This window comes from Neptuniibacter sp. (assembly GCF_024231755.1).
In the GTDB taxonomy this organism is placed as follows: Bacteria; Pseudomonadota; Gammaproteobacteria; order Pseudomonadales; family Balneatricaceae; genus Neptuniibacter.
Genome location: NZ_JAAEQH010000105.1, coordinates 46,034 through 68,225, shown reverse-complemented (window position 1 = coordinate 68,225; position 22,192 = coordinate 46,034). Strand labels below are relative to the sequence as shown.

At 45.2% G+C, this 22,192-nt stretch carries 16 protein-coding genes and 5 tRNA genes; 12 read left to right on the top strand and 9 right to left on the bottom strand.

Going from position 1 to position 22,192, the window contains the following annotated elements:
• Positions 1-44 precede the first annotated feature (44 nt).
• The 3 genes from fabV (at position 45) to GY843_RS05345 (ending at position 4,272) form a co-directional block, all read left to right on the top strand.
• Positions 45-1,238, top strand: a complete 1,194-nt coding sequence (gene fabV, locus GY843_RS05355; protein ID WP_297307263.1) for an enoyl-ACP reductase FabV — start codon at positions 45-47, stop codon at positions 1,236-1,238.
• Between the two features lie 164 nt (positions 1,239-1,402).
• The gene (locus GY843_RS05350; protein ID WP_297307262.1) at positions 1,403-3,664 is read left to right on the top strand and encodes a YgiQ family radical SAM protein; all 2,262 of its coding nucleotides are present in this window, start codon (positions 1,403-1,405) and stop codon (positions 3,662-3,664) included.
• 119 nt (positions 3,665-3,783) lie between these two features.
• Positions 3,784-4,272, top strand: coding sequence for a gamma-glutamylcyclotransferase family protein (locus tag GY843_RS05345; RefSeq protein WP_297307260.1), 489 nt, complete (start codon positions 3,784-3,786; stop codon positions 4,270-4,272).
• Here GY843_RS05345 and GY843_RS05340 read toward each other — a convergent pair.
• Genes GY843_RS05340 through GY843_RS05320 form a run of 5 tightly spaced genes read right to left on the bottom strand, consistent with a single transcriptional unit; the run spans position 4,259 to position 9,242 of the window.
• Positions 4,259-5,200 (bottom strand): hydroxymethylglutaryl-CoA lyase, encoded by a 942-nt coding sequence (locus GY843_RS05340; RefSeq protein ID WP_297307258.1) that lies wholly within the window; start codon positions 5,198-5,200, stop codon positions 4,259-4,261. The two genes, GY843_RS05345 and GY843_RS05340, sit on opposite strands and share 14 nt — an antisense overlap.
• A 25-nt stretch (positions 5,201-5,225) precedes the next feature.
• Entirely contained in the window at positions 5,226-6,014 is a 789-nt protein-coding gene (locus GY843_RS05335; protein ID WP_297307256.1) for an enoyl-CoA hydratase-related protein, read from the bottom strand.
• 21 nt (positions 6,015-6,035) lie between these two features.
• The gene (locus tag GY843_RS05330) at positions 6,036-7,637 is read right to left on the bottom strand and encodes a carboxyl transferase domain-containing protein (protein ID WP_297307292.1); all 1,602 of its coding nucleotides are present in this window, start codon (positions 7,635-7,637) and stop codon (positions 6,036-6,038) included.
• A gap of 28 nt (positions 7,638-7,665) precedes the next feature.
• On the bottom strand, positions 7,666-8,832 hold the full coding sequence (locus tag GY843_RS05325; protein ID WP_297307254.1) for an isovaleryl-CoA dehydrogenase: 1,167 nt from the start codon (positions 8,830-8,832) through the stop codon (positions 7,666-7,668).
• 14 nt (positions 8,833-8,846) lie between these two features.
• Positions 8,847-9,242: a MerR family DNA-binding transcriptional regulator gene (locus GY843_RS05320; RefSeq protein WP_297307251.1), complete on the bottom strand. Its 396-nt coding sequence runs from the start codon at positions 9,240-9,242 to the stop codon at positions 8,847-8,849.
• Between the two features lie 386 nt (positions 9,243-9,628).
• Here GY843_RS05320 and GY843_RS05315 point away from each other — a divergent pair, with 386 nt between their 5' ends.
• Positions 9,629-9,814, top strand: coding sequence for a hypothetical protein (locus GY843_RS05315; protein WP_297307249.1), 186 nt, complete (start codon positions 9,629-9,631; stop codon positions 9,812-9,814).
• Positions 9,815-9,879: 65 nt separating this feature from the next.
• Here the strand turns inward: GY843_RS05315 and GY843_RS05310 are convergent, their stop codons facing one another.
• The 3 genes from GY843_RS05310 to GY843_RS05300 form a co-directional block, all read right to left on the bottom strand.
• Complete coding sequence (locus GY843_RS05310; protein WP_297307247.1) at positions 9,880-10,491, bottom strand: DUF5610 domain-containing protein; 612 nt, start codon at positions 10,489-10,491, stop codon at positions 9,880-9,882.
• A gap of 207 nt (positions 10,492-10,698) precedes the next feature.
• Positions 10,699-12,966 carry an EAL domain-containing protein gene (locus GY843_RS05305; RefSeq protein ID WP_297307245.1) on the bottom strand — a complete coding sequence of 756 codons (2,268 nt, stop codon included), beginning with the start codon at positions 12,964-12,966 and terminating at the stop codon, positions 10,699-10,701.
• Positions 12,956-15,961, bottom strand: a complete 3,006-nt coding sequence (locus GY843_RS05300) for a PAS domain-containing sensor histidine kinase (RefSeq protein ID WP_297307243.1) — start codon at positions 15,959-15,961, stop codon at positions 12,956-12,958. Before GY843_RS05300 ends, GY843_RS05305 begins: the two co-directional genes overlap by 11 nt.
• Positions 15,962-16,163: 202 nt before the next feature.
• On the opposite strand from GY843_RS05300, the gene GY843_RS05295 reads away from it, so the two are divergent.
• Positions 16,164-17,099: a hypothetical protein gene (locus GY843_RS05295; protein WP_297307241.1), complete on the top strand. Its 936-nt coding sequence runs from the start codon at positions 16,164-16,166 to the stop codon at positions 17,097-17,099.
• Positions 17,100-17,179: 80 nt separating this feature from the next.
• Positions 17,180-18,565, top strand: coding sequence for a cysteine--tRNA ligase (gene cysS, locus GY843_RS05290; RefSeq protein WP_297307239.1), 1,386 nt, complete (start codon positions 17,180-17,182; stop codon positions 18,563-18,565).
• A 119-nt stretch (positions 18,566-18,684) separates the two neighbouring features.
• On the opposite strand, the gene folD is transcribed toward cysS, so the two are convergent.
• A complete protein-coding gene (gene folD, locus GY843_RS05285) occupies positions 18,685-19,539 on the bottom strand; it encodes a bifunctional methylenetetrahydrofolate dehydrogenase/methenyltetrahydrofolate cyclohydrolase FolD (RefSeq protein ID WP_297307237.1) in 855 nt (284 codons plus the stop codon).
• Between the two features lie 352 nt (positions 19,540-19,891).
• On the opposite strand from folD, the gene GY843_RS05280 reads away from it, so the two are divergent.
• The 6 genes from GY843_RS05280 to tig all read left to right on the top strand — a co-directional run bounded on the left by GY843_RS05280 (position 19,892) and on the right by tig (position 22,043).
• Positions 19,892-19,968, top strand: a tRNA-Arg gene (locus GY843_RS05280).
• Positions 19,969-19,987: 19 nt separating this feature from the next.
• Positions 19,988-20,063 (top strand) — tRNA-His (locus GY843_RS05275).
• Between the two features lie 17 nt (positions 20,064-20,080).
• Positions 20,081-20,165: transfer RNA gene (locus GY843_RS05270), tRNA-Leu, on the top strand.
• A 27-nt stretch (positions 20,166-20,192) separates the two neighbouring features.
• Positions 20,193-20,268 (top strand) — tRNA-His (locus tag GY843_RS05265).
• Between the two features lie 18 nt (positions 20,269-20,286).
• A tRNA-Leu gene (locus tag GY843_RS05260) sits at positions 20,287-20,371 on the top strand.
• A gap of 337 nt (positions 20,372-20,708) precedes the next feature.
• The gene (tig, locus tag GY843_RS05255) at positions 20,709-22,043 is read left to right on the top strand and encodes a trigger factor (RefSeq protein WP_297307234.1); all 1,335 of its coding nucleotides are present in this window, start codon (positions 20,709-20,711) and stop codon (positions 22,041-22,043) included.
• Positions 22,044-22,192 lie beyond the last annotated feature (149 nt).

Here is a 22,192-nt window from a genome sequence, read left to right as displayed (position 1 = left end):
GGGCTAATTTTTACATCATTAATGGATTTGAGACCCGTTTAACCATGATCATCAAACCAAAAATTCGCGGCTTTATTTGTACTACTACTCACCCAACTGGCTGTGCAGCCAATGTTCGTGAACAGATTGAATACACTCAGAAGCAGGGCACCATCGAAAATGGACCAAAACGTGTACTGGTAATTGGTGCTTCCAGTGGTTACGGGCTTTCCTCCCGAATTGCTGCGGCTTTCGGTAGCGGTGCGGCAACTATTGGTGTGTTCTTTGAAAAACCGGGTACAGAGCGTAAGGCGGGTACTGCAGGTTGGTACAACTCTGCAGCATTTGATGCAGAGGCAAAAGCTGCAGGTTTATACTCAAAAAGCTTGAATGGCGATGCGTTCTCCCATGAAGCAAAAGCGAAAACTATTGATCTGATCAAAGAAGATATGGGTCAGGTTGATCTGGTTGTTTATTCTCTGGCATCTCCGGTTCGTAAAATGCCAGATTCCGGTGAAGTGATTCGTTCTTGCCTTAAGCCTATCGGTGAACCATATAAATCTACAGCAATCGACACCAATAAAGATGTGATCATTAATGCTGAAGTTGAGCCTGCAACCCAGGAAGAGATTGATGCTACTGTCACGGTAATGGGCGGTGAAGACTGGGAACTGTGGATGAATGCATTGGAAGATGCAGGGGTTCTGGCTGAAGGTTGTAAGTCTGTTGCCTACTCTTACATCGGTTCTGATATTACTTGGCCGATCTATTGGGATGGCGCTTTGGGCAAAGCGAAACAGGATCTGGATCGTGCCGCTTCTGAGATCAATGGCAAGCTGCAGGCTAAAGGCGGGCAGGCAAACATTGGTGTGTTGAAGTCTGTAGTTACTCAGGCTAGCTCTGCTATTCCAGTTATGCCGCTGTATCTGGCGATGTGCTTTAAAGTGATGCGTGAACAAGGCCTTCACGAAGGTTGTATGGAGCAGGTTCAGCGCTTGTTTGCGACAGGCCTGTATGGCGATAGTGCAGAGATTGATGATAAAAATCGCTATCGCATGGACGATTGGGAATTGAAAGATGAAGTTCAGAATGCTTGCCGTGAGATCTGGCCGCAGGTGACTTCTGAAAATCTGTTTGATATGACTGACTACCAGTTGTACAAAGATGAGTTCCTGAAGCTATTTGGTTTTGGAATTGAATCTATTGATTATGAAGCGGATGTGAATCCTGTTGCAGAGTTTGATGTAGCAGACATTTAATCCATTCCCTATTGGATAAAGGCCAGGCAATTAATTTTGTCTGGCCTTTTTTATCGCTAGCAATATCCACATCTAGCAATAGCTTAAAGCCCCTCCGTAAAATTCTTCTGTGCCTCAGACAGTGTTTCTGGGAAAATAGACTTTTTCAGAAACCTGAATCGATCATGATACGCACTGCACCAAATCTTTTCTCATATCCAAAATACTGGGCAGAATGTTATAGCCCGGCTCCTTTTCTGCCTACGACACGTAAAGAGATGGAAGCTCTGGGTTGGGATAGTTGTGATGTGATCATCGTGACCGGTGATGCTTACGTGGACCATCCGAGTTTTGGTATGGCAGTGATGGGGCGGGTTCTGGAAGCTCAGGGGTACCGCGTTGGGATTATCAGTCAACCTGACTGGACTAATACCGATGATTTTAAAGAGCTGGGTGAGCCGAATCTGTATTTTGGTATCACCGCCGGCAATATGGATTCCCTGATTAATCGTTATACCGCCGATAAAAGGATGCGGCATGATGATGCTTACACCCCGGGAGGAAAGGGGGGTAAGCGCCCGGACAGAGCAGTCATTGTCTATAGTCAACGCTGCAAAGAAGCATATCGGGACACGCCTGTTGTACTGGGTGGTATCGAAGCAAGCTTACGTAGGATCGCGCAATACGATTACTGGAGTGATAAAGTTCGCCGCTCAGTATTGATGGATGCAACAGCTGATATTCTACTGTACGGCAATGCTGAACGGGCTATTGTTGAATTGACCCACCGTCTGGCTGCCGGTGAAGCTATTGAGCAGATTGATGATCTTCGTGGTACTGCAGTTTTGAGGTCATCGCTTCCTGGTGACTATATTGAGGTTGATTCCTCTCGAATCGACTGGCCTGGTTATATTGATCAGCTGCCGAACCCTTATGAGTATCATGACGCTGCAACTTGTGACAAAAAAGATCAAACAGGTGAAGAGACTCAACCATTAAGGATTATTCCTGCGCCACTGAAGGGTAAAGAAAAACTCCCTGAAACAACCTACATCCGTCTTCCATCGTTTGAGAAGGTTTCCAAAGACCCTGCGCTTTATGCTCATGCCTCCCGAGTGCTGCATCAGGAATCGAATCCACATAACGCACGTGTTCTTGTTCAGAAACATGGCAATCGTGAGCTGTGGGTTAATCCACCCCCGGTTCCATTGGAAACAGCGGAGATGGATAAAGTATTTGATCTTCCGTATCAGCGTATCCCTCATCCTCGTTATGGGCAGGAGAAAATTCCAGCTTATGACATGATCAAGTTTTCGATCAATATCATGCGTGGTTGTTTCGGTGGTTGTACCTTCTGTTCTATCACCGAACATGAAGGGCGAATTATTCAGAGCCGCTCTCACGAGTCAGTTCTGCATGAGATAGAGGAGATTCGGGACAAGGTTCCTGGGTTTACCGGTGCTATCTCAGATCTGGGTGGCCCTACTTCAAACATGTATCACCTCAACTGCAATGATCCAGAAATTCAGGCATCGTGCCGTAAGTTGTCCTGTGTCTATCCCACCATCTGTAAGAATCTGGATACGGATCATAAGCCAACTACAGAACTTTACCGCAAAGCACGCAAGGTAGAGGGGGTGCATACGGTCTCCATCTCATCCGGATTACGTTATGACCTTGCGGTTGAAGATCCGGAATATGTTCGCGAATTGGTGACCTATCACGTTGGTGGGTATCTGAAGATCGCTCCGGAGCATAGCGAAGAAGGCACTCTCTCTAAGATGATGAAGCCGGGCATGGGAACCTATGATGCCTTTAAAAAGATGTTTGATCGCTTTTCTCGCGAAGCAGGCAAAAAACAGTATTTAATCCCATACTTTATTGCAGCACACCCAGGCTGCGAAGATGAAGATATGGTCAAGCTAGCCCAGTGGTTAAAGGCAAATGAATTCAAGGTTGATCAGGTTCAGACCTTCTACCCATCGCCTATGTCCTTGGCTACAGCGATGTACCACTCTGATAAGAACCCTCTGAAGAAGGTGACTTATAAGAGTGAAAAGCTTTACACCCCTAAAAACAGTGACCAACGTAAAATACAGAAAGCTTTGCTGCGTTACCATGATCCGGAAAACTGGCCGCTGTTAAGGCAGGTGTTGCCTAGCATGGGGCACAAGGATCTGATTGGTGAACGTGACAGCTGTCTTATTCCTGAAGAAAAGGCACCACAAGATAGGAAAGATAAAAGAAGATCTGACCGATCAGGTCCTGCTAAAAAACAGAGCTCTTCTAAAACTTCGCGACCGTCGTCAAAACAGCGTGGTGCGTCAGGGAAGAGCGCTCCAGGAAAAAACTCTTCAGGAAAAGGTGGGTTAGGTAAGAGTACTTCCGGTAAGAAGAAATCTGTCGGTAAAAAAGCTCGCCAGAAGAGTTTAAAACCTCGGGGCTAATGTTAAAGAGTCTTGTAGCGTGAGACTCACAGATAGAAAAGTTTAGCTTAGCTCCAGTTTGTCTATACTGTAACTGCTCTGAAAACTCATTCTGAGAAGTTAACGCTGTATCAATTCGTATGCTGTATTTCGCTTATGGTTCTAATATGAGCCACCCACGGTTGCTTGATCGCTTACCCAACGTAGAACTGCTAGGTCTAGGGTGCTTATCCCAGCACCAGTTCCGCTTTCATAAAAGGGGCAGGGATGGTTCGGCCAAAGCTGACGCGCACTTTACAGGTAACAACAATGATTCTATCTATGGAGTGTTGTATAAGCTGGAAGAAAGCGACTTGATTGTTCTGGATGAAATTGAAGACTGTGGTGTGGGTTATGAGCGGAAAAGGGTGGAGGTTAGGTTTTCAGATCAGTTTCTGGTTGCTTCTACCTACGTTGCTCTGCATATTGATCGTAGTCTGAAACCTTTTCACTGGTATCGTCAGCATGTGATTCATGGTGCAGAACAAGCCGGCTTGCCCGAGCAATACGTAAAGCATCTAAAGCGCTTGGAGTATCTTCAGGATAGAGACCATGACAGAGCTTTGCGTGAGTTAGCTATATATCAATAGTTTCAGATGAATAAGCCAGACTGACTTTAGAGCCATTTGGTCTGTTTAACTCTTGGCATAGCCAATGGCTGACCTTTACCAATGAGTCCAGATCCACTCCTGTTTCAATACCTAGGCCATCCAACATATAGAGCACATCTTCAGTAGCCACATTACCCGAAGCTCCATGAGCATAAGGGCAGCCTCCTAGCCCAGCGATGGAAGTGTCAATCACTGTTACGGATTCTTCCAGTCCAGCATAGATATTTGCCAGAGCCTGACCGTAGGTGTCATGAAAGTGCATGGCAAGCTGCGTAATGGGTACATAACGCGCTACAGCTTCTAACATTCTTTTAACTTTTAGCGGAGTACCTATACCGACGGTATCGCCCAGTGATATCTCATAACAACCCATATCGAAAAGATCACGACATACCGAGGCCACTTGTTCAGGATTGATATCTCCCGAGTAGGGGCAACCGACTACTGTGGATATATAACCGCGTACTGGCAGGTTATGTTGTTTAGCAATTGCAATGGCGGATTCGAAGCGTTGCAAGCTTTCAGCAATTGAACAATTGATATTGCGTTGGGTGAACTCTTCAGAAGCTGCACTAAATACAGCAACCTGATCTGCTTTGCCTTGTATCGCCGCTTGCACCCCTTTGTGGTTTGGGGTTAATGCTGCGTAAGAGATGCCACTTCTTCGTGTGATCTTATCGAGTACCTCTGCGCTATCCGCCATCTGCGGTACCCATTTGGGGGAGACAAAACTGGCAACTTCAATCTGCTTCAGACCGGAGCGACTGAGTTGGTCAATCAGCTCAATTTTAAATTGAGTTGTCAGATTATCTTCGGGCTCATTTTGCAAACCGTCGCGGGGACCCACCTCAACCAAACGTACCTTTTGCGGTAGGTTCTTATGCGATGGGGTAGAAGAGGTGGACATAGCAATTCCTGAGGCTTTTTAGCAGTCACTTATTGGACCAGCTTGGTGCTCTTTTTTCCAGAAAAGCCTGCAAGCCTTCCTGACCTTCAGGGCTGACACGGATCTTAGCAATAGCTTCTATGGTTATTTGGCGAGTTTCCTCATCTAAGGGTTTTTCAGCAATATCCTGAAGTAAATATTTGGTCTTCTGTAACGCTTGAGGGCTGTTTGTGAGGATCGAGTTAATCAGCTTGTTTTTTCTAAATTCCATCTCCTCTTGATTATTAAAACTCTCGGTTATTAAACCTATTGATCTGGCCTCGGCCGCATCAAAGGGCAAGGCTGTAAGAAAAAGGTGCTTAGTTTTTCTTAGCCCGATCGCCTCAATAACATAGGGGGCAATAACCGCTGGCATAATCCCCAGTCGGGTTTCGCTAAAGCAGAAGGAGGTATCGTTAAGCGCCAGTGCGATATCGCAACAACTGATGAGGCCTAATGCCCCTCCGAAAGCTGCTCCTTGAACCAGTGCGATGGTTGGATGAGGGAATTCATAGAGCAGACGCATAAGTTGTGACAAGTTCTGTGCATCTTCAATATTTTCTTTATGGCTGAAGCGTGCCATTCTTTTCATCCAGTTAAGGTCTGCTCCAGAGGAAAAGCATCTGCCTTCAGCACTAAGTACCAGTACTCTGATTGAATCATCGGTAGCAAGTTTAGAGAGATGTGTATTAAGTAACTGGATCATCTCAGCGTCAAAGGCATTGCGTTTCTCAGGCCGGTTAAGCTGTAATTCGGCGATGCCATTGCTAACCGTTACAAAAACACAGGTGTTCATAGTGGTTTCCTTGGTTCCAGATTACATACGGAAAACACCAAAATGGGTGTCTCTGCTTGATCTGTACTGACTAACAGTAAGAGCCATAGCTATCATTTTTCGGCTATCTACTGGGTCAATGACACCGTCATCCCATAGGTGAGCACTGGCATAATAGGGGTGGCCTTGTTGTTCATAGTCGTCAATGACCTGTTGCTGGTACTCCACGGCCAGTTCATCGTTCCATTCCAGTCCCTGTCTGATCCGGTTGTCACCATGGACCTTAGCTAACACACTTGCTGCTTGTGTACCGCCCATCACTGAGATGCGTGCATTAGGCCAGCACCAGAGGAAATCAGGATCATAGGCCCGACCACACATCCCGTAGTTCCCTGCACCAAAGCTTCCGCCAATGATGATAGTTATCTTGGGTACTTCTGCGCAGGAAACGGCTGTGACCATTTTCGCGCCATGTTTGGCGATACCTTCACTTTCATATTTTTGCCCCACCATAAAACCAGTGATGTTTTGCAGGAACAGAAGCGGGATATTGCGTTGGCAACATAGCTGTATGAACTGGCAGCCCTTTAAGGCAGATTCACTGAACAGGATACCGTTATTAGCGATAATGCCTACAGGCATGCCCTCTATCCTGGCAAAGCCTGTGACCAGTGTTGTGCCGTATAACCGCTTGAACTCATCAAAATCTGAGTTATCTATCAAGCGAGCGATGATCTCTCGGGTATTAATTGGTTGTTTTAGATCAGTATCCGCTATCCCATAAATTTCATTGGTTTGGTATTGCGGATCAGAAAAGGGTTGTTGCTTGGGAAGTTTGGAGAGATTAAGGTGGGCAACACACTCTCTGGCAATAGACAGGGCTTCAGAGTCATTCTCTGCAATATAATCAGCCACGCCAGATTGCTGGCAATGAACTTCTGCGCCACCCAGTTCTTCAGCGGTAACAACTTCACCCGTAGCAGCTTTTACTAGTGGGGGGCCAGCAAGGAAGATTGTCCCCTGATTTCTAACGATGATAGTTTCATCAGCCATGGCCGGAATATAGGCTCCCCCTGCAGTACATAAACCCATAACTACAGCAATCTGTGGGATACCCTTAGCCGACATCCTTGCTTGATTATAAAAAATACGGCCAAAATGATCCCGATCCGGGAATACTTCTGCCTGATAGGGGAGATTAGCGCCGCCGGAGTCCACCAGATAGATACAGGGTAGGTGGTTTTTCTCAGCTATTTCCTGTGCTCTCAAATGCTTTTTAACCGTGAGAGGATAGTAAGTTCCACCTTTTACCGTGGCATCGTTAGCCACAATCATACAGTGGATACCGTTGATCATACCTATGCCCGTGATAATGCCTGCTGAAGGGACTTTCTCAGGGTAAACCTGATGGGCGCACATAGGAGAGAGTTCATAGAATCCACTATCTGGATCAATAAGCTCGCGGATGCGATCTCTTACCAGAAGTTTGCCTCGATCGGTATGGAGTTTCTGATACTTGGGATCAGTACCCGATTCAATTGTTTGCAGTGTCTGTTGCAGGTGTTCAACCACTGCGGACATTTTGCTCTGGCGTTCACAGAAGAGGGTGTCTTGTGGATTGATGCTGGTTTCGATAATACTCATCATCAGCCTCCTGATTCGAATAAGTGAGCTAGTTTGCCAGGTAAAGCTCACGGCCAATCAGCATACGCCGTATCTCAGATGTACCTGCCCCGATCTCATAGAGTTTGGCATCACGTAAAAGACGACCACAAGGGAACTCATTTATATAGCCGTTCCCACCTAATAGCTGAATAGCATCAAGGGCAATCTGGGTTGCCAATTCAGCGCAGTATAGTATGACTCCTGCGGCATCTTTGCGGCTGATATTGCCAACATCAGCTGAGCGGGCAACGGTATAGAGGTAGGAACGGGCTGCATTCATCCGACTGTACATATCTGCTAGTTTTCCCTGCACCAATTCAAACTCGCCTATTGATTTGCCAAACTGTTTCCTGTCTCTTGTGTATGGAAGCGCTATATCCATGGCAGCTTGCATAATCCCTAACGGCCCTGCAGCAAGGACTACCCGTTCATAATCAAGGCCACTCATTAATACTTTTACCCCTTGATTAAGTTCACCAAGGATATTCTCCTTGGGTACGGGGCAGTCTTCGAAAACTAGCTCACATGTATTTGAACCACGCATACCCAGCTTGTCTAATTTCTGATGACGAGAGAAACCGGGGTAATCTCGTTCAACAATAAATGCGGTAATTCCATTGGCTCCTGCATGAAGATCCGTTTTTGCGTATACCGTATAGACATGGGCATCCGGACCATTAGTGATCCACATCTTGTTACCATTGAGTAGGAAGTGATCTCCCTTGTCTTTCGCGTTTAACTGCATTGATACCACATCAGAGCCTGCGTTAGGTTCTGACATGGCGAGGGCTCCGATGGTTCTTCCTTCAATAAGAGAAGGCAGATACTTCTGTTTCTGTTCATCATTACCGTTTCGATACAGGTGATTAACACAAAGGTTTGCATGTACTGCGTAGGAGAGGGCAACTGACGCTGAAGCCCGGCTTATCTCTTCAATAGCGATTACCTGTGCTAGATAATCCATATCTGCCCCACCGTACTCTTCTCCTACAGTAATACCGAGCAGGCCCATATCAGCGAACTTGGGCCACATATCCATGGGGAACTGGTTATTACTATCGATATCTGCAGCTCTGGGAGCGAGCTCTTTCTGCGCAAACTGATGCACTTGATCGCGCAGAAGTTGATGGGTTTCGTCTAAACCAAAATCCAGTTCGGAATAATTGCTAATCATATCCGCCTCCGGGTTTACTTGTGAGCAAGGCCTTCTAATGCGTCAAGACAGCGTCGCTCTGCATGATCAAGTTCAACCTGCAGCATGGCAATATCACGTAATTGCTGATCAAGCTCCCGACGTTTCTCCGCAATCTTGGTTAGTACCTGCTGTAGCTGGAATTCACTGCTCTCAGCTGTGTTATCCCAGAGTTCTAGCAACTCTTTGATCTCTGCGATAGAAAACCCCAGGCGCTTCCCGCGTAAAATTAGAATTAGCCTAACCCTATCATTACGGGAGTAGATCCGTTTTAAGCCAACTCGCTTAGGGCTTAAAAGGCCTTTGTCCTCATAAAAACGGATGCTACGACTGGTGAGATTAAACTCATGGCTTAATTCCTGGATGCTGAAGCTGGTGGCTTGCTCACTCATAAAGAATCCTTACCTGTATATGTTTAAAGCTAGCACTCTTTACCTTAAGGTAAAGTTACTAGATGGCTTAAAACGCAAGGATCTTTCAGTTTGTCCCCAAATATCAGTCAGTTAGAGTGTTTGTGAAAAATACTAATAATCTTAATGGCGGCTGGAGGAGCTATTTATTATATTTTTAAGGATTCTTTCTTTACTTAAAGGGAAGGAGTGGGTTTGAAGGAACTTTGTAATAAGTTAGTCATCTATAAAAAGCAGAGTAAGGTTGTTGGCGGCTAATATGAAGAAAATTTGCTGCCGCTTTTAATAACCACTGTTAGAATGACATTTGTATGAACACTATTCGTATCGACGAGTAATGGCAGAATATCCTTTAAGGAGGGCTCACCATGACAGCAAATGAAAAAATACACCCAAAATTTATTGAGGCCATGGAAAAGCTAAATGCAATGAGTGAAGAGGAACGTTTGTCCGAAAAGAACAAAGATTTGTTTGAGCAGGCGATGAACTATGCTCCTTTGGATATCCAGCCAAAGTTGGTTGCGATCAGAAAAAAATATGACGAGCTACATTAGCAGTTAGTTCCATCAATATCCTGAATAAAAAACGCTGCTCTCGCAGCGTTTTTTATGTGTTACATTCATGGAATACCGAATGCTTCATCGCCAATTAATTCAGATTCCTGAGTTACATCTAGAGCCAAGTTATCAGCGGCGTATCCAAAGCTGCGGGTAAATTCATCTAGCCCTTCCAAAACCAGGTCATAAGTTTGATCAATGTTGGAGGCTATCTCACCCTCTAGCACGTTTAGACCGTCCAAAATCTCCCTGGCTTCCTCGAAACCTTGCAAAATGCCCTCACCAATCAGGTTCATAAAACGCTCAAGGGCGGCTTCTTCACTCAGTTCTGGATGAATATCAAGATAGTTAGAGAACATGCCTGTGGTCATAGTGACAATACGATCTGCTACTGCTTCCGGAGACACATCAAGACCCGATTCCAGTGCTGAGTCCAGTGGCCTGCTACCCAGGTCAGGCTCAAGCACTTCATTCAGTTGCTCAATCGCTGCTTTATAAAGTAATGCCTGAGATTCATTGCCTGTAGATAGACTGACCTCATAAGATTGCTGGAGTATGGAAAGATTTTGGCTTTGTTTAGTATTTATCTGCGCGTTTTTCTCAAATTGCTGAACAGCGTTATTCTTTTGGCCCTGTAGCTGCGTGGAGTGTACCCCTATAGTGTTTGTTTCCATTTACTTCTCCACCATTATTTGAGTTGTTGTTCATATTAAGTATCGTTTAATTCTTGTTGTTTGGACTGATTTATATTCAATTCAAACGCACGTTCATTTCAAAATTTTCAAAGCAGAATTCTGAAACTGTGCTTGGTAGGTGTATGAAGAGGAGGCAGGGGTGTGAGTACCCCTGCAGAGAGTTAATTGGTGAGTGTTAAGATGTGATCAAATGACCCAGTCGTATTGATCTGATCCCTTTTCCATATTCCAATGCTCCAACCACTTAACAAGTTCCACCATTGGCATGGGTTTAGCGTAGAGGAAACCTTGAATAATTTCGCAGCCGATACTTCGCAGATACTGCATCTGTTCAACGGTTTCGACCCCTTCAGCAACAACTTTAAGGTCCATTTTGTTACCTAGGGTGAGTATGGTGTCTGCGAAATCCCCGCCCACAAATATTTCGCCTTCTTTACGAATATCTTTTACGAACGCTTGATCGATTTTTAAGCAGCTAATAGGGAGGTCTTTTAGATAGCTTAGTGAAGAGTAGCCAGTACCAAAATCATCAATCGATGTGGCTATGCCTGCGTTTTGTAGATCCTTTAACGTATCGATAACGGAACTTTGATCATCAATGGATAGACTTTCAGTCAGCTCGAGGACAAGGCTATTAGGCTCAAGTTGATGCCTGTATAGACTATCTTTCACTTTGCCCACGAATCCAGAGCTACGGAATTGAGGAATGCTGACATTAACAGAGATGTATTCGGGGGAATCGGGCAGGGACTTCAGTTCAGCATAATCTTCACACGCTTTCTCTATTACCCAATCCCCGATGGGTATTATCAGACCTGAATATTCAGCAAGCGGTATGAACGTAGAAGGGGGCTGAATAAATCCTTGTTCGGCATCAGGCCAGCGAAGCAAAGCTTCAAGCCCCCAGACTTTTCCATTACGCAGATCTATCTGGGGTTGATACCAGAGCTGCAGTTTGCGTGAATCAAAGTCTTCATGAAGTCTTCGAATTACATTCAATCTCCAGCGGGTATTCCCCTCCATCTCCTCAGCGTAATATTCGAATCGGCTGGAGTTGCTTTGTTTAGCTTGGGTCAGTGCTATATTGGCATGCTTTAGTAACGTCAGCCCGGCTACCTGGTTCCCTGTGAGTCGACACAAACCGATATTTGTACGAACTGGAATCTCCATGCCCTGGATCTGGAATGGTTTGGAGAGTATTACATTAAGATTTTCAGGGTTGAGGAAAGTTTCGGAGCCGATAATACCAAAAACATCGGCACCTAAACGTGCAATGTAACATTGCTCTCCCAGATTACTTTTCAGGCGCTTGGAAAATTCCATCAACATAGAGTTACCAGCGTCTATACCCAGACCTTCGTTAAGATCGGCAAAGTGACTGATATCTATAAGAGCTACAAGTTTATCTGGAACCGCCATGTTAGCGTAGTGATCAAGCTCGATGATAAAACGGGTACGGTTTGGTAAAAGGGTGAGTGGATCGTTATAAGCTGCGAAATTCAGTCGTTCAACCATATTTACATTGTTGAAGCAGGCTGTGATATTGGCTGCGAATACCTCCAGGATACGTTGGTCATCTTCAGAGGGAATATGCTGGGTATTTATGTAAACAGCACCCTCGTTATCGCTGCTTTGTAGATAGATGACACAGTAATCTTCACCATAAATATGGTGACGTTTTTTAATTGATTCCTCAATGGCGGCCCGTGCCTCTGTATCATGCATATCTTCAATGGGGTGCGTGATGAGAGAGGAAAGCTCTCCTGCTGCACCCGCGACAAAGAGGCCGTCAGGGTTTGCCGCATCTGGAAAACCTCTCTGCACGCAGACAATGCCGTTTTGAGGAAAATTTAGTAATGAGGCTAGCTGGGTCAGAACGCCCTGAGAAAAACTTCTGATTGCAGTGCGGTCCATCAGATAGGACGTGGCATTGATAATGAGCTCTAGTCCGCGCCTGTTTTCTGAAATGGTGTTGATCTGGCGGTACGAACGAAGTGCTGCAGTGATACTGGTAATAAGTCGATTTCGTGTCAGCTCGGCTTTGGTGCGGTAATCATTTATATCGTATTCATTGAATATTGATAGTTCGGGGGCGTACCCAGGTTGACCGGTGCGGAGAATGATCCGGCACTCTTCCATCTGCATCTCTTTACGGATGTAACTTACCATCTGTAAACCCGCATCATCTGTTTCCATTACTACATCTAACAGAATGACTGCGAAGTCACGGTTATGTTGCAGAATCTCTTTGGTCTCTTTAACGCTGTAGCAGTGATATAAGGAAAGAGGGCGATCAAGTATGGTTAGGTTCTTAAGTGCTAACTTGGTTACTGAATGTACACCTTCGTCATCATCAACTACCAGGATTTTCCAGGGGGGTAGTTCTCTTGAACTTGAGGTCTGTAGCGGTTCGTCATCATCGATTATCTGAATGAAGTCGTCATTACTGCTCATTGGACGCTTCCTTTTCTGTTTTTGATAGTGGAGCTATGGTCGGTAATTTAATCACAAACTTTACGCCGTGCCCCTCTTCACTGGTTAATTTTACATCCCCTCCCAATACGGCTGTTATTAGGTTATAGATAATATATAGACCAAGTCCACTACCACCGCTTCCTAATTTAGTAGTAAAAAATGGGTCAAACGCCTTATGCATTAGTTTCTCCGGAATTCCATTGCCGTTGTCTTGGTATGTTAGGGTTATAAATTGCTCATCAGCCGTGGCATTTATGGATATACACCCATCATCTTTGCCCTCAAATCCATGTATTAGTGAGTTGTTTATCAGATTGGTGAGGACCTGTTCGATGGGACCTGGGTAGCTATCCAGATTGATATTAACCGGTACTAGGTTTTCAATATCACACTGGGTCCTTTTTAGGGTTGGACCAAGGGTAGTCAGTACTTCATCGATGGTAATTCTGAGATCGAACTCACGCCGCCGCACGCTGGTCTGGTCAACTGCAACCTGTTTAAAGTTACTGATCAGTTCTTCTGCTCTATGCGCGCTTCTTTCCATTAGGCTGGTAGAGTCAGCGGTGATTTCAAGGAAGTTATCCAGTGTGCTTTTCTTTAGCGCACCCCCCTTAACTGCATCTTCAAAGTCCTTTGCGCTGTCTCGTAAGGTAGAAGATACCGTCAGCATATTGCCAATGGGAGTATTAAGCTCATGGGCTACACCAGCGACTAAATTACCTAAAGAAGCAAGCTTTTCAGAAGTGACCAGTTGATTCATTGCTTTATGCAGGTCTTCATTAGCTTGTTTTAGCTCATGGGTGCGATTCTGAACTCTTTCTTCGAGTTCATCATTTAGAGTCCGTACTTCTGATTCAGCCTGCATGCGTTGGGTTATATCGATAAGGGATTCAATAGACCCAATAATCTCGCCTTTCTCATTGCGTAGTGGTGATGCAGTAAAATATAACCAGCGTCCCTCACCATCTTCCCCCATGTTTGGGAAATAGTCCTCGCATTCATAGGCGCCACTTATAAAAGGCGACTTTCGGTATTTTCCGGAATAAAAATCCTCTATCAATGACTCCCCACCATCATTCTGCATCACCATATCGGCCATAATAGGTCGTTTATTCGGGTAGAAAGGTTTCCATTGATCATCTGTACCAATCATCTCTTCAGCTTTCCCGCCTAGAACCTTTTCACAAGCATGGTTCCAGTGTGTGATACGGTGATCTTTATCTAATACGAGTATTGGCTGGGGGTAGGCGGCTATAACTTGGTTAAGCTCGCTGTTGAGGCGTTGCGCTTCAGCTTCAGCTTCTTTGCGCTCTGTAATGTCGATAAGAGATTCAATTGCACCTACAACTTCCCCTTTTGCGTTAGTCAGTGCACAGGCGGTGAAGTAGAGCCAGCGGCCGTTTTCTCCCATATGGGGAAAGAAATCTTCTGCCTCGTAAGTGCCTTCTATAAAGGGAGATTGTTTGTATTTTCCTGCATAGTATTCAGACATCAAAGCCTGACTTCCCCCATCCAGTATGATATCTGCCATGATCGGGCGTTCGGATGGATAAAAAGCTCGCCATTGATCCCGCGTACCAATCATCTCTTTTTCTGTCAGGCCAATGAACTGCTCACAAGCTTTGTTCCACTGAATAACTCTGTGCTCCTTGTCCAGAACAATTATTGGCTGAGGATAGTTACTTACGATCTGGTGAAAGTGGGCTTCGCTCTCTCTTAGCGCATTACGTGAGCTGGTCAGTTCGGTCGTGTCTGATACAAGGGCAATATAGTTTTGGATCTCTCCCTGCTGATCCATTACCGCAGTTATCCGGGTATGAAGGAAAACCTCTTCACCAGACATCGCTTTATGATGAATGTCGCCCGCCCAGTGTCCGGTTTCACGCAGGGTGTTCCAAACGTTTGTGTCGAAAATAGCCTGTTGTTGAATAGGATTATCATCACGTGAATTGATTCCGATCAGCTGTTCTTTGGTTAATCCCAGCAGCTCCAGGTATCGCTGATTGGCTTCAATAATCTGTCCTTGGGGGTCGGTAATGATGATGCCGTCGTGAGCATTTTCAAAAACTGCAGAGGTCAGACGTATTCGCTGCTCTGCTAGTTTTTTCTCCGTGATTTTGTGCCCAGTTCCGACAAAAGATGAGTACAAATCAGTAAATAGCGTATTCAGAGAAAGAGTTATGATCTCTTTTTCTTTCTTCGAGACTAGGGAAAGTTCAATCTGGGATGTACCAGTTTTGAAAGCTTGGTGTAGTGCTTCGTGAAGCTTCTTCTGCTCTGATTCGGGAAAAAAAGAGGCAAAGTTATCTCTGTGTCTCTGCTTTGGCAGGTTAAAACAGGTTTCAAACTGATGATTGTGCCAGAGGATATGTCCATTTCTGTCACACTTAAACAGAAAATCAGAAGCTGCATTGGTTATCGCTTCTTGATCTTCAGTCATATTTGTAAGCTGTTGGTTTTCCGTTTTCAGTGTGGCAGTTTCAATAGATGTTTTTAGGCAAAAACTAAAACGGTTAATGATTTTCTGAAATTCATCAAATTGTTCAGTTTGGAACTCTTGCTGATCGTTACTGGAGATCTCCAGGAGGCCAATGCCTGCGAGATCGAAGACCGCCATAACATGAGGCTGTTCCTCTCCCCAGTATTCATGGAATTTGGAGAATTCCTCACACCCTGGCTGAATAAAAGCGTGTTTCTCTCCATCTGCGAGTGCCTGAAGTTGCTCAGGGTGAGTGTCAGATATCAGTGATGAGTTGACTTCAGGTAGTAGGTAAAAGCAGGCCAGGTGACGATCTGGACAAGCCAGACTGCTTGTATATAACCAGACAGAAGCCTGAATTATCTTCCCGTGGCCTAACAACGCGTTAAGAAAATCACGGCAGATGGGTTCTGGCAGATTGCTGTTGCCAATAGATGAAGACAGTTTATATAGCGCTAAGATATTACTGTCTGGTGTAGCCTGGTCTGGGCTCATAGACCTGAATTCCGTTCGATAAAATCCTGCATCTGTTTTTATCAACTATCTGATTTTTATGCGACTCTTTAGTTGTAGACCTTATATGAGAACTTTTCAAAGTCGGGCTGATTTTTTATCTGCTAGAGAGTATTTAATCGCCTTTGAGGAGTATAATTTTGGCAAATTGTCTGTTGGCCGGAGAGTAGCAAAGGTACGTACAATGAGTATCAGATTTCTTTCTCAATTTTTGATTATTGCTCTTATATCTGGCTGCACAGCAATGCATCGGGAGCAAGCCCCCCAAGCTGTTTTCTCAGGTGATGTTCATCTAGTTAGTCGTTGGCCCTCTCAGGTTAAGGAAACATCAGGACTCGCTCAGTACGGTGGAATACTATGGACTATCAACGACAGTGGTGATGGAGCTTGGCTGTATGGGCTGGATGAACAGCACCAAGTAAAGCGAAAGATAAAGGTTGCTGGAGCAAAGAATTACGACTGGGAAGAGTTAGCTCAGGATAATGATCACCTCTATATAGCAGACTGCGGCAATAACCGTGGGCATAGAAATATCTTACAGATCTATAAAATCCGCTTGGAGGAACTGGGTCAGCCCAGTACCAGAAAGGTTAAAGCGATTAAATTGCAGTTTTCCTATGCTGATAAACCGTTGGCCACACCGGATAAAAATCACAACTTCGATTGTGAGGCATTGGCTGTCGTAGATGACGAACTGTGGTTATTTACAAAAAACCGGGGTGATCAGCAGACTAAACTCTATCGACTAGACAAAAATCAGCAAAATCAGGTAGTCAAACCTAGTCGAAGCTATCCGGTTAATGGTTTGATTACAGCTGCTGATTATGATGAGAGAACAGATCAACTGATTCTTCTTGGTTACGGGAAGAACGTTCTTTTTGGACAATCTTTTATCTGGTTGGTGCCATTGATGGAAACGACCAACGGTAAAGAGCCAGATTGGTCAACGGCAAGTTTTAAAAAACTACACCCGTATGCTCAATGGGAAGTGTTACTCTGGAATAGGCAATCAGAGCTAGGGCATCTGCTGTTAAGTACTGAAAAAAGCCCTTTGCTGGATGTGTCTTTAGGCGAGATGAGGTTACCAGTGAATCCTGTTTCACAAACATCCACCAAATAACCATCAGGAATTACTGCCAGCTACGGTGAATTGCCCTATAATAGCGCTCCTTTTTACGTATCCGAAAGTAAGTTACGAGTATGTTACAGATCTACAACACCCTGACCAAAGAAAAAGCACCGTTTAAACCTCTGCAAGAGGGTAAAATCAAGATGTATGTGTGTGGGGTCACCGTATATGACTACTGTCATATTGGTCATGCCCGGGTCATGGTGGCATTTGATGTGATTACCCGTTATATGCGCTCCCAGGGTTGGGATGTGGATTACGTGCGTAATATCACTGACGTGGATGATAAAATTATCAAGCGTGCGGCTGAAAATGGTGAAGAGCCGAATCAGCTAACGGAACGCATGATTTCAGCCATGCATGAAGATGAAGCAAAGCTTGCTGTGTTACGCCCAACACAAGAACCACGAGCTACAGCACATATTGGCGATATTATTAACTTAGTTCAGACCTTGATTGATAAAGGTTTTGCCTACGCTGCTGATAACGGCGATGTTTATTACCGTGTTGAGAAGTTTGCTGAATACGGCAAACTGACAAATAAAAACGTCGATGAACTTCGTTCTGGTGCGCGGGTTGAAGTTGGCGAAGCAAAAGAAAGTCCGCTGGATTTTGTTCTCTGGAAAGGGGCAAAAGAGGGTGAGGTGAGTTGGGATTCACCATGGGGTAAAGGCCGCCCAGGCTGGCATATTGAATGTTCTGCCATGTCCAAGTGCTGCCTTGGTGATACCTTTGATATCCACGGCGGTGGCCCCGATCTTCCATTTCCACATCATGAAAATGAGATTGCTCAGTCTGAAGCAGCGAATGGCTATACATACGTTAATACCTGGATGCATGCAGGACCGGTTCGCGTTAATTCAGAGAAAATGTCTAAGTCTCTGGGCAATTTTTTCACAATTCGCGATGTACTGGAAAAGTATAACGCTGAAGTTGTTCGCTTCTTTCTGGCGCGTGTTCACTATCGTACTTATATCGATTACAGCGAAGATAGCCTGAAAGAAGCACGCGTGATGCTGGAGCGTTTCTATCAGGCACTTCGTGGTGTGGAAGTCGTTGAAGCGGAAGCAAACAATGATTTTGATGCTCGCTTTGTTGAAGCCATGAACGATGATTTCAATACGCCTAAAGCTATCTCAGTCCTGTTTGAGCTTGTTAACGAGCTAAATAAAGCAAGCCGAGAAGGTTCTGATGATGCTCCTAAGCTGGCAGGTCAGCTTAAACGTCTGGGAGGAATCCTAGGTTTATTGCAGCAAGATCCTGTTGCTTTCCTGCAGGGTGAAGCCAAAGAAGGTGAGTTGGGTGCAGAAGAGATTGAAGCATTGATCGTTCAGCGTGCTGATGCCAAGAAGAACCGCGACTTTGCTGAATCAGATCGTATTCGTGATGAATTGGCAGAGCAGGGGATTATCCTGAAGGACAGTCGCGAAGGTACGACCTGGTTCCGTGAGGCTTAGTTTCGTGAGGCTTAAATTGATAGTTCTGGGATAGGTTTAAACCTATCCCTATATGCAAATAAAAAGGCAGCTAATAAGCTGCCTTTTTATTATCGTCATTACCGTGAATGCGGTAGTCTCTACGAATCCTGTTTGTTTGCTGCTTCCAGTGTATTTTCCATCAGTGTAGCAACAGTCATTGGACCAACACCGCCTGGAACAGGGGTAATGAAGCCTGCATTCTTTTCTGCTTCTTCATAGCCTACATCACCAACTAGGCGACCATCTTCTAAGCGGTTAATACCTACATCGATAACGGTAGCCCCTTCCTTAATCCACTCACCTTTAACTAGGCCAGGAATACCAACGCCAACAACTACAAGATCGGCACGACGAACATGCGCTTCAAGATCTTTAGTAAATCGGTGAGTAGTTGTAACCGTACAACCTGCCAGCAACAGCTCAAGGCTCATTGGGCGACCAACAATATTGGACGCACCCACTACAACCGCTTCCATACCCTGCAGACGCTGGCCGGTAGAGTCGAGCAGTGTCATCACGCCCTTAGGTGTGCATGGACGAAGTACTGGCATACGTTGAGCCAGACGGCCCAGGTTAAATGCGTGAAAGCCATCAACATCTTTTTCTGGAAGGATGCGCTCCAGAATTTCGTTACCATCAAGATGCTCTGGAAGAGGTAGTTGAACCAGAATACCGTTAACGGAAGAGTCGTTATTTAGTTCATCTACCAGATCAAGCAGTTCCTGCTGACTAGTTTCAGCAGGGAGGTCATAGGAGCGTGACTCAAAGCCTACTTCCTGACAGGCGTTTTTCTTGTTACGTACATATACCTGTGAGGCTGGGTCCATACCAACCAGAATTACAGCAAGGCATGGGGCTTTTTTACCGTCGTTGATTCGCTGCTGAACACCGTCAGCAACACGGCGGCGAACTTCTGCGGCAATCTGTTTGCCATCAATAATCTTCGCGCTCATTTAAAGGGAGGTTCCTTCATAAAATATAAACTGCGGCAAATTCTCTCATGGTTGCGAATTAGCGCCAAGGGCTTTTAATGATTTGCTTAATATGAAGGAAGCGGCTTAAGGGTGGAGTCGTAATTACTCAGTAAGGACAAAATATGGCAAAAATTCGAAAAATTGCTTATAAATCAGGCAGATCTGTTCGAATGTTGAGCAAGAAAAACTGAAAGGTTTAAAAGATCAAAAAAAATGTTGACGCTGAAAAATGAGCTGTATATTATTCGCACCTCCTTAAGACGAGGCGCTTGAAAAGGACCTTTCGTAGGCCGGATTGAGAGTAAGTCATTAAGGGCTGACAAATTGTAGGGCGCCTATAGCTCAACTGGATAGAGCAACGCCCTTCTAAGGCGTAGGTTCCAGGTTCGAGTCCTGGTGGGCGTGCCATTTGTTAGCGAGAGTAATGGTGGGCATAGCTCAGTTGGTAGAGCTCCGGATTGTGATTCCGGCGGTCGTGGGTTCGAGCCCCATTGTCCACCCCATTTCTCTCTATGGTTTTGCGGACGTGGTGGAATTGGTAGACACGCCAGATTTAGGTTCTGGTGCAGCAATGTGTGAGAGTTCGAGTCTCTCCGTCCGCACCATTCTTTACTTGTAAGAAATTCTTTGTGGTGGGCATAGCTCAGTTGGTAGAGCTCTGGATTGTGATTCCAGCGGTCGTGGGTTCGAGCCCCATTGTCCACCCCATTAAAAGCATCACTTCTTGCGGACGTGGTGGAATTGGTAGACACGCCAGATTTAGGTTCTGGTGCAGCAATGTGTGAGAGTTCGAGTCTCTCCGTCCGCACCATTTCTTACAAGCATCTCTTAGTACTTAATCTCTACTCATTTCTTGGTTTTTCAGATAGCGGGATTTCTCTTCGGTTGTCTTGTTACCGCATCAGTATTTCGGTTTTTTGTGCCCTGGTGATTTATAAAATTCCGCTCTAAGTCAATCTTGATTAATTTATTTCATAATAAAGCTTTATTTCATCTACTTAACTTGACTAATTCTTTCCATTGCCGGAAAATTTCGCGCTTTAATTTTGCTCGTTTTTTATCGGGCACTGCGCAGATCAAAGCGGCGGTAGTATTTCTCGCCGATCTGTTAAAGATTATTAAGTACGAATTTATTTGTGAGGCATTACATGCAAGTTTCCGTTGAAACGACTTCTGGCCTAGAACGCCTGATGACGATTTCTGTACCAGCAGAGCGCATCGATCAGGATGTAAACAAGCGCATCCAGCAGACTGCACGTACAGTACGTATTGATGGTTTCCGTCCAGGCAAGGTACCAACAAAAGTAGTTAAACAGCGCTACGGCAAAGGTATCCGCGAAGAAGTACTGGGTCAGGTAGTTCAGGAAAGCTTTTATCAGGCTATCCAGCAGGAAGAGCTGACTCCAGCGGGTACACCAGCAATTGACTTCACTAAAGATGTTGAAGGCGAAAACCTGGAATACACAGCTAAGTTTGAAGTTTACCCAGTGATTGAACTGGCTGATTTCTCTGCTGTTGAAGTTGAGAAAAAATCTGCTGATGTGCAGGACGCTGATCTGGATCAGATGATTGAAACTTTGCGTAAGCAGCAGGCTGACTGGTCTGAAGTTGAGCGCGAAGCTACTGATGGCGACCGTCTGCGCATCGACTTCGAAGGCTTTGTAGATGGCGAAGCTTTTGATGGCGGTAAAGGCGAAGGCATGGATCTGGTATTGGGCTCCAACACAATGATCCCAGGTTTCGAAACAGGCCTGGCTGGTGCTAAAGCAGGTGACGACGTTGAGCTGAACGTTACATTCCCTGAGCAGTACCAGGCTGAAAACCTGCAGGGTAAAGATGCAGTATTCAAAGTGAAAGTTCACACAGTTTCTGAACAGATTCTGGCTGAGCTAAACGAAGAGTTCTTCGAGAAGTTTGGTCTGGAAGAAAAGACAGAAGAAGCTTTCCGTGGCGAAGTACGTAAGAACATGGAGCGTGAACTGAATCAGTCTCTGAAAATGAAGCTGAAAGATCAGGTCTTCTCCAAACTTCTGGAAATCAACCCAATTGAAGTTCCAGCTGCGCTGATCGATGGTGAAATCGATAACCTGCGTCGTCAGGCAGTAATGCAGTTTGCGGGTGCTGATTCTGGTATGGATCCAAATGCTCTGCCAAAAGAGATGTTCTCTGATCAGGCTGACCGTCGCGTTAAGATCGGTCTGCTGATGCAGGAAGTTATCAAGGTTAATGAGCTGGAAGCTGATGAAGCTCGCGTTAAGTCAACTCTGGAAGAGATGGCTGAAACTTACCAGGATCCTCAGCAGGTTATTGACTGGTACATGGGCAACGAAGAGATGCTGAACCAGATCAAAGGCTTGGTTCTGGAAGAGCAGTGTGTAGATACTCTTCTGGGTGCGGCAAAAGTATCTGAAGTAGAAGTTAGCTACGAAGATGCGATCAAGCCTGAGCAGCCAGAAGCGCCAGCTGAAGAAGCTGCTGAATAATTATATTTTCAGTCAAGCAATTCTAGAAAAACGGCAGTCAGTAACCTGACTGTCGTTTTTTTTGCCTGTTATTTGTGAACTCAAGCGCTCAGGCTCTTGTCTGTACTGGGTAACGTAGTATTATCGAGTGCTTGGTTTTGTTTTTTTCC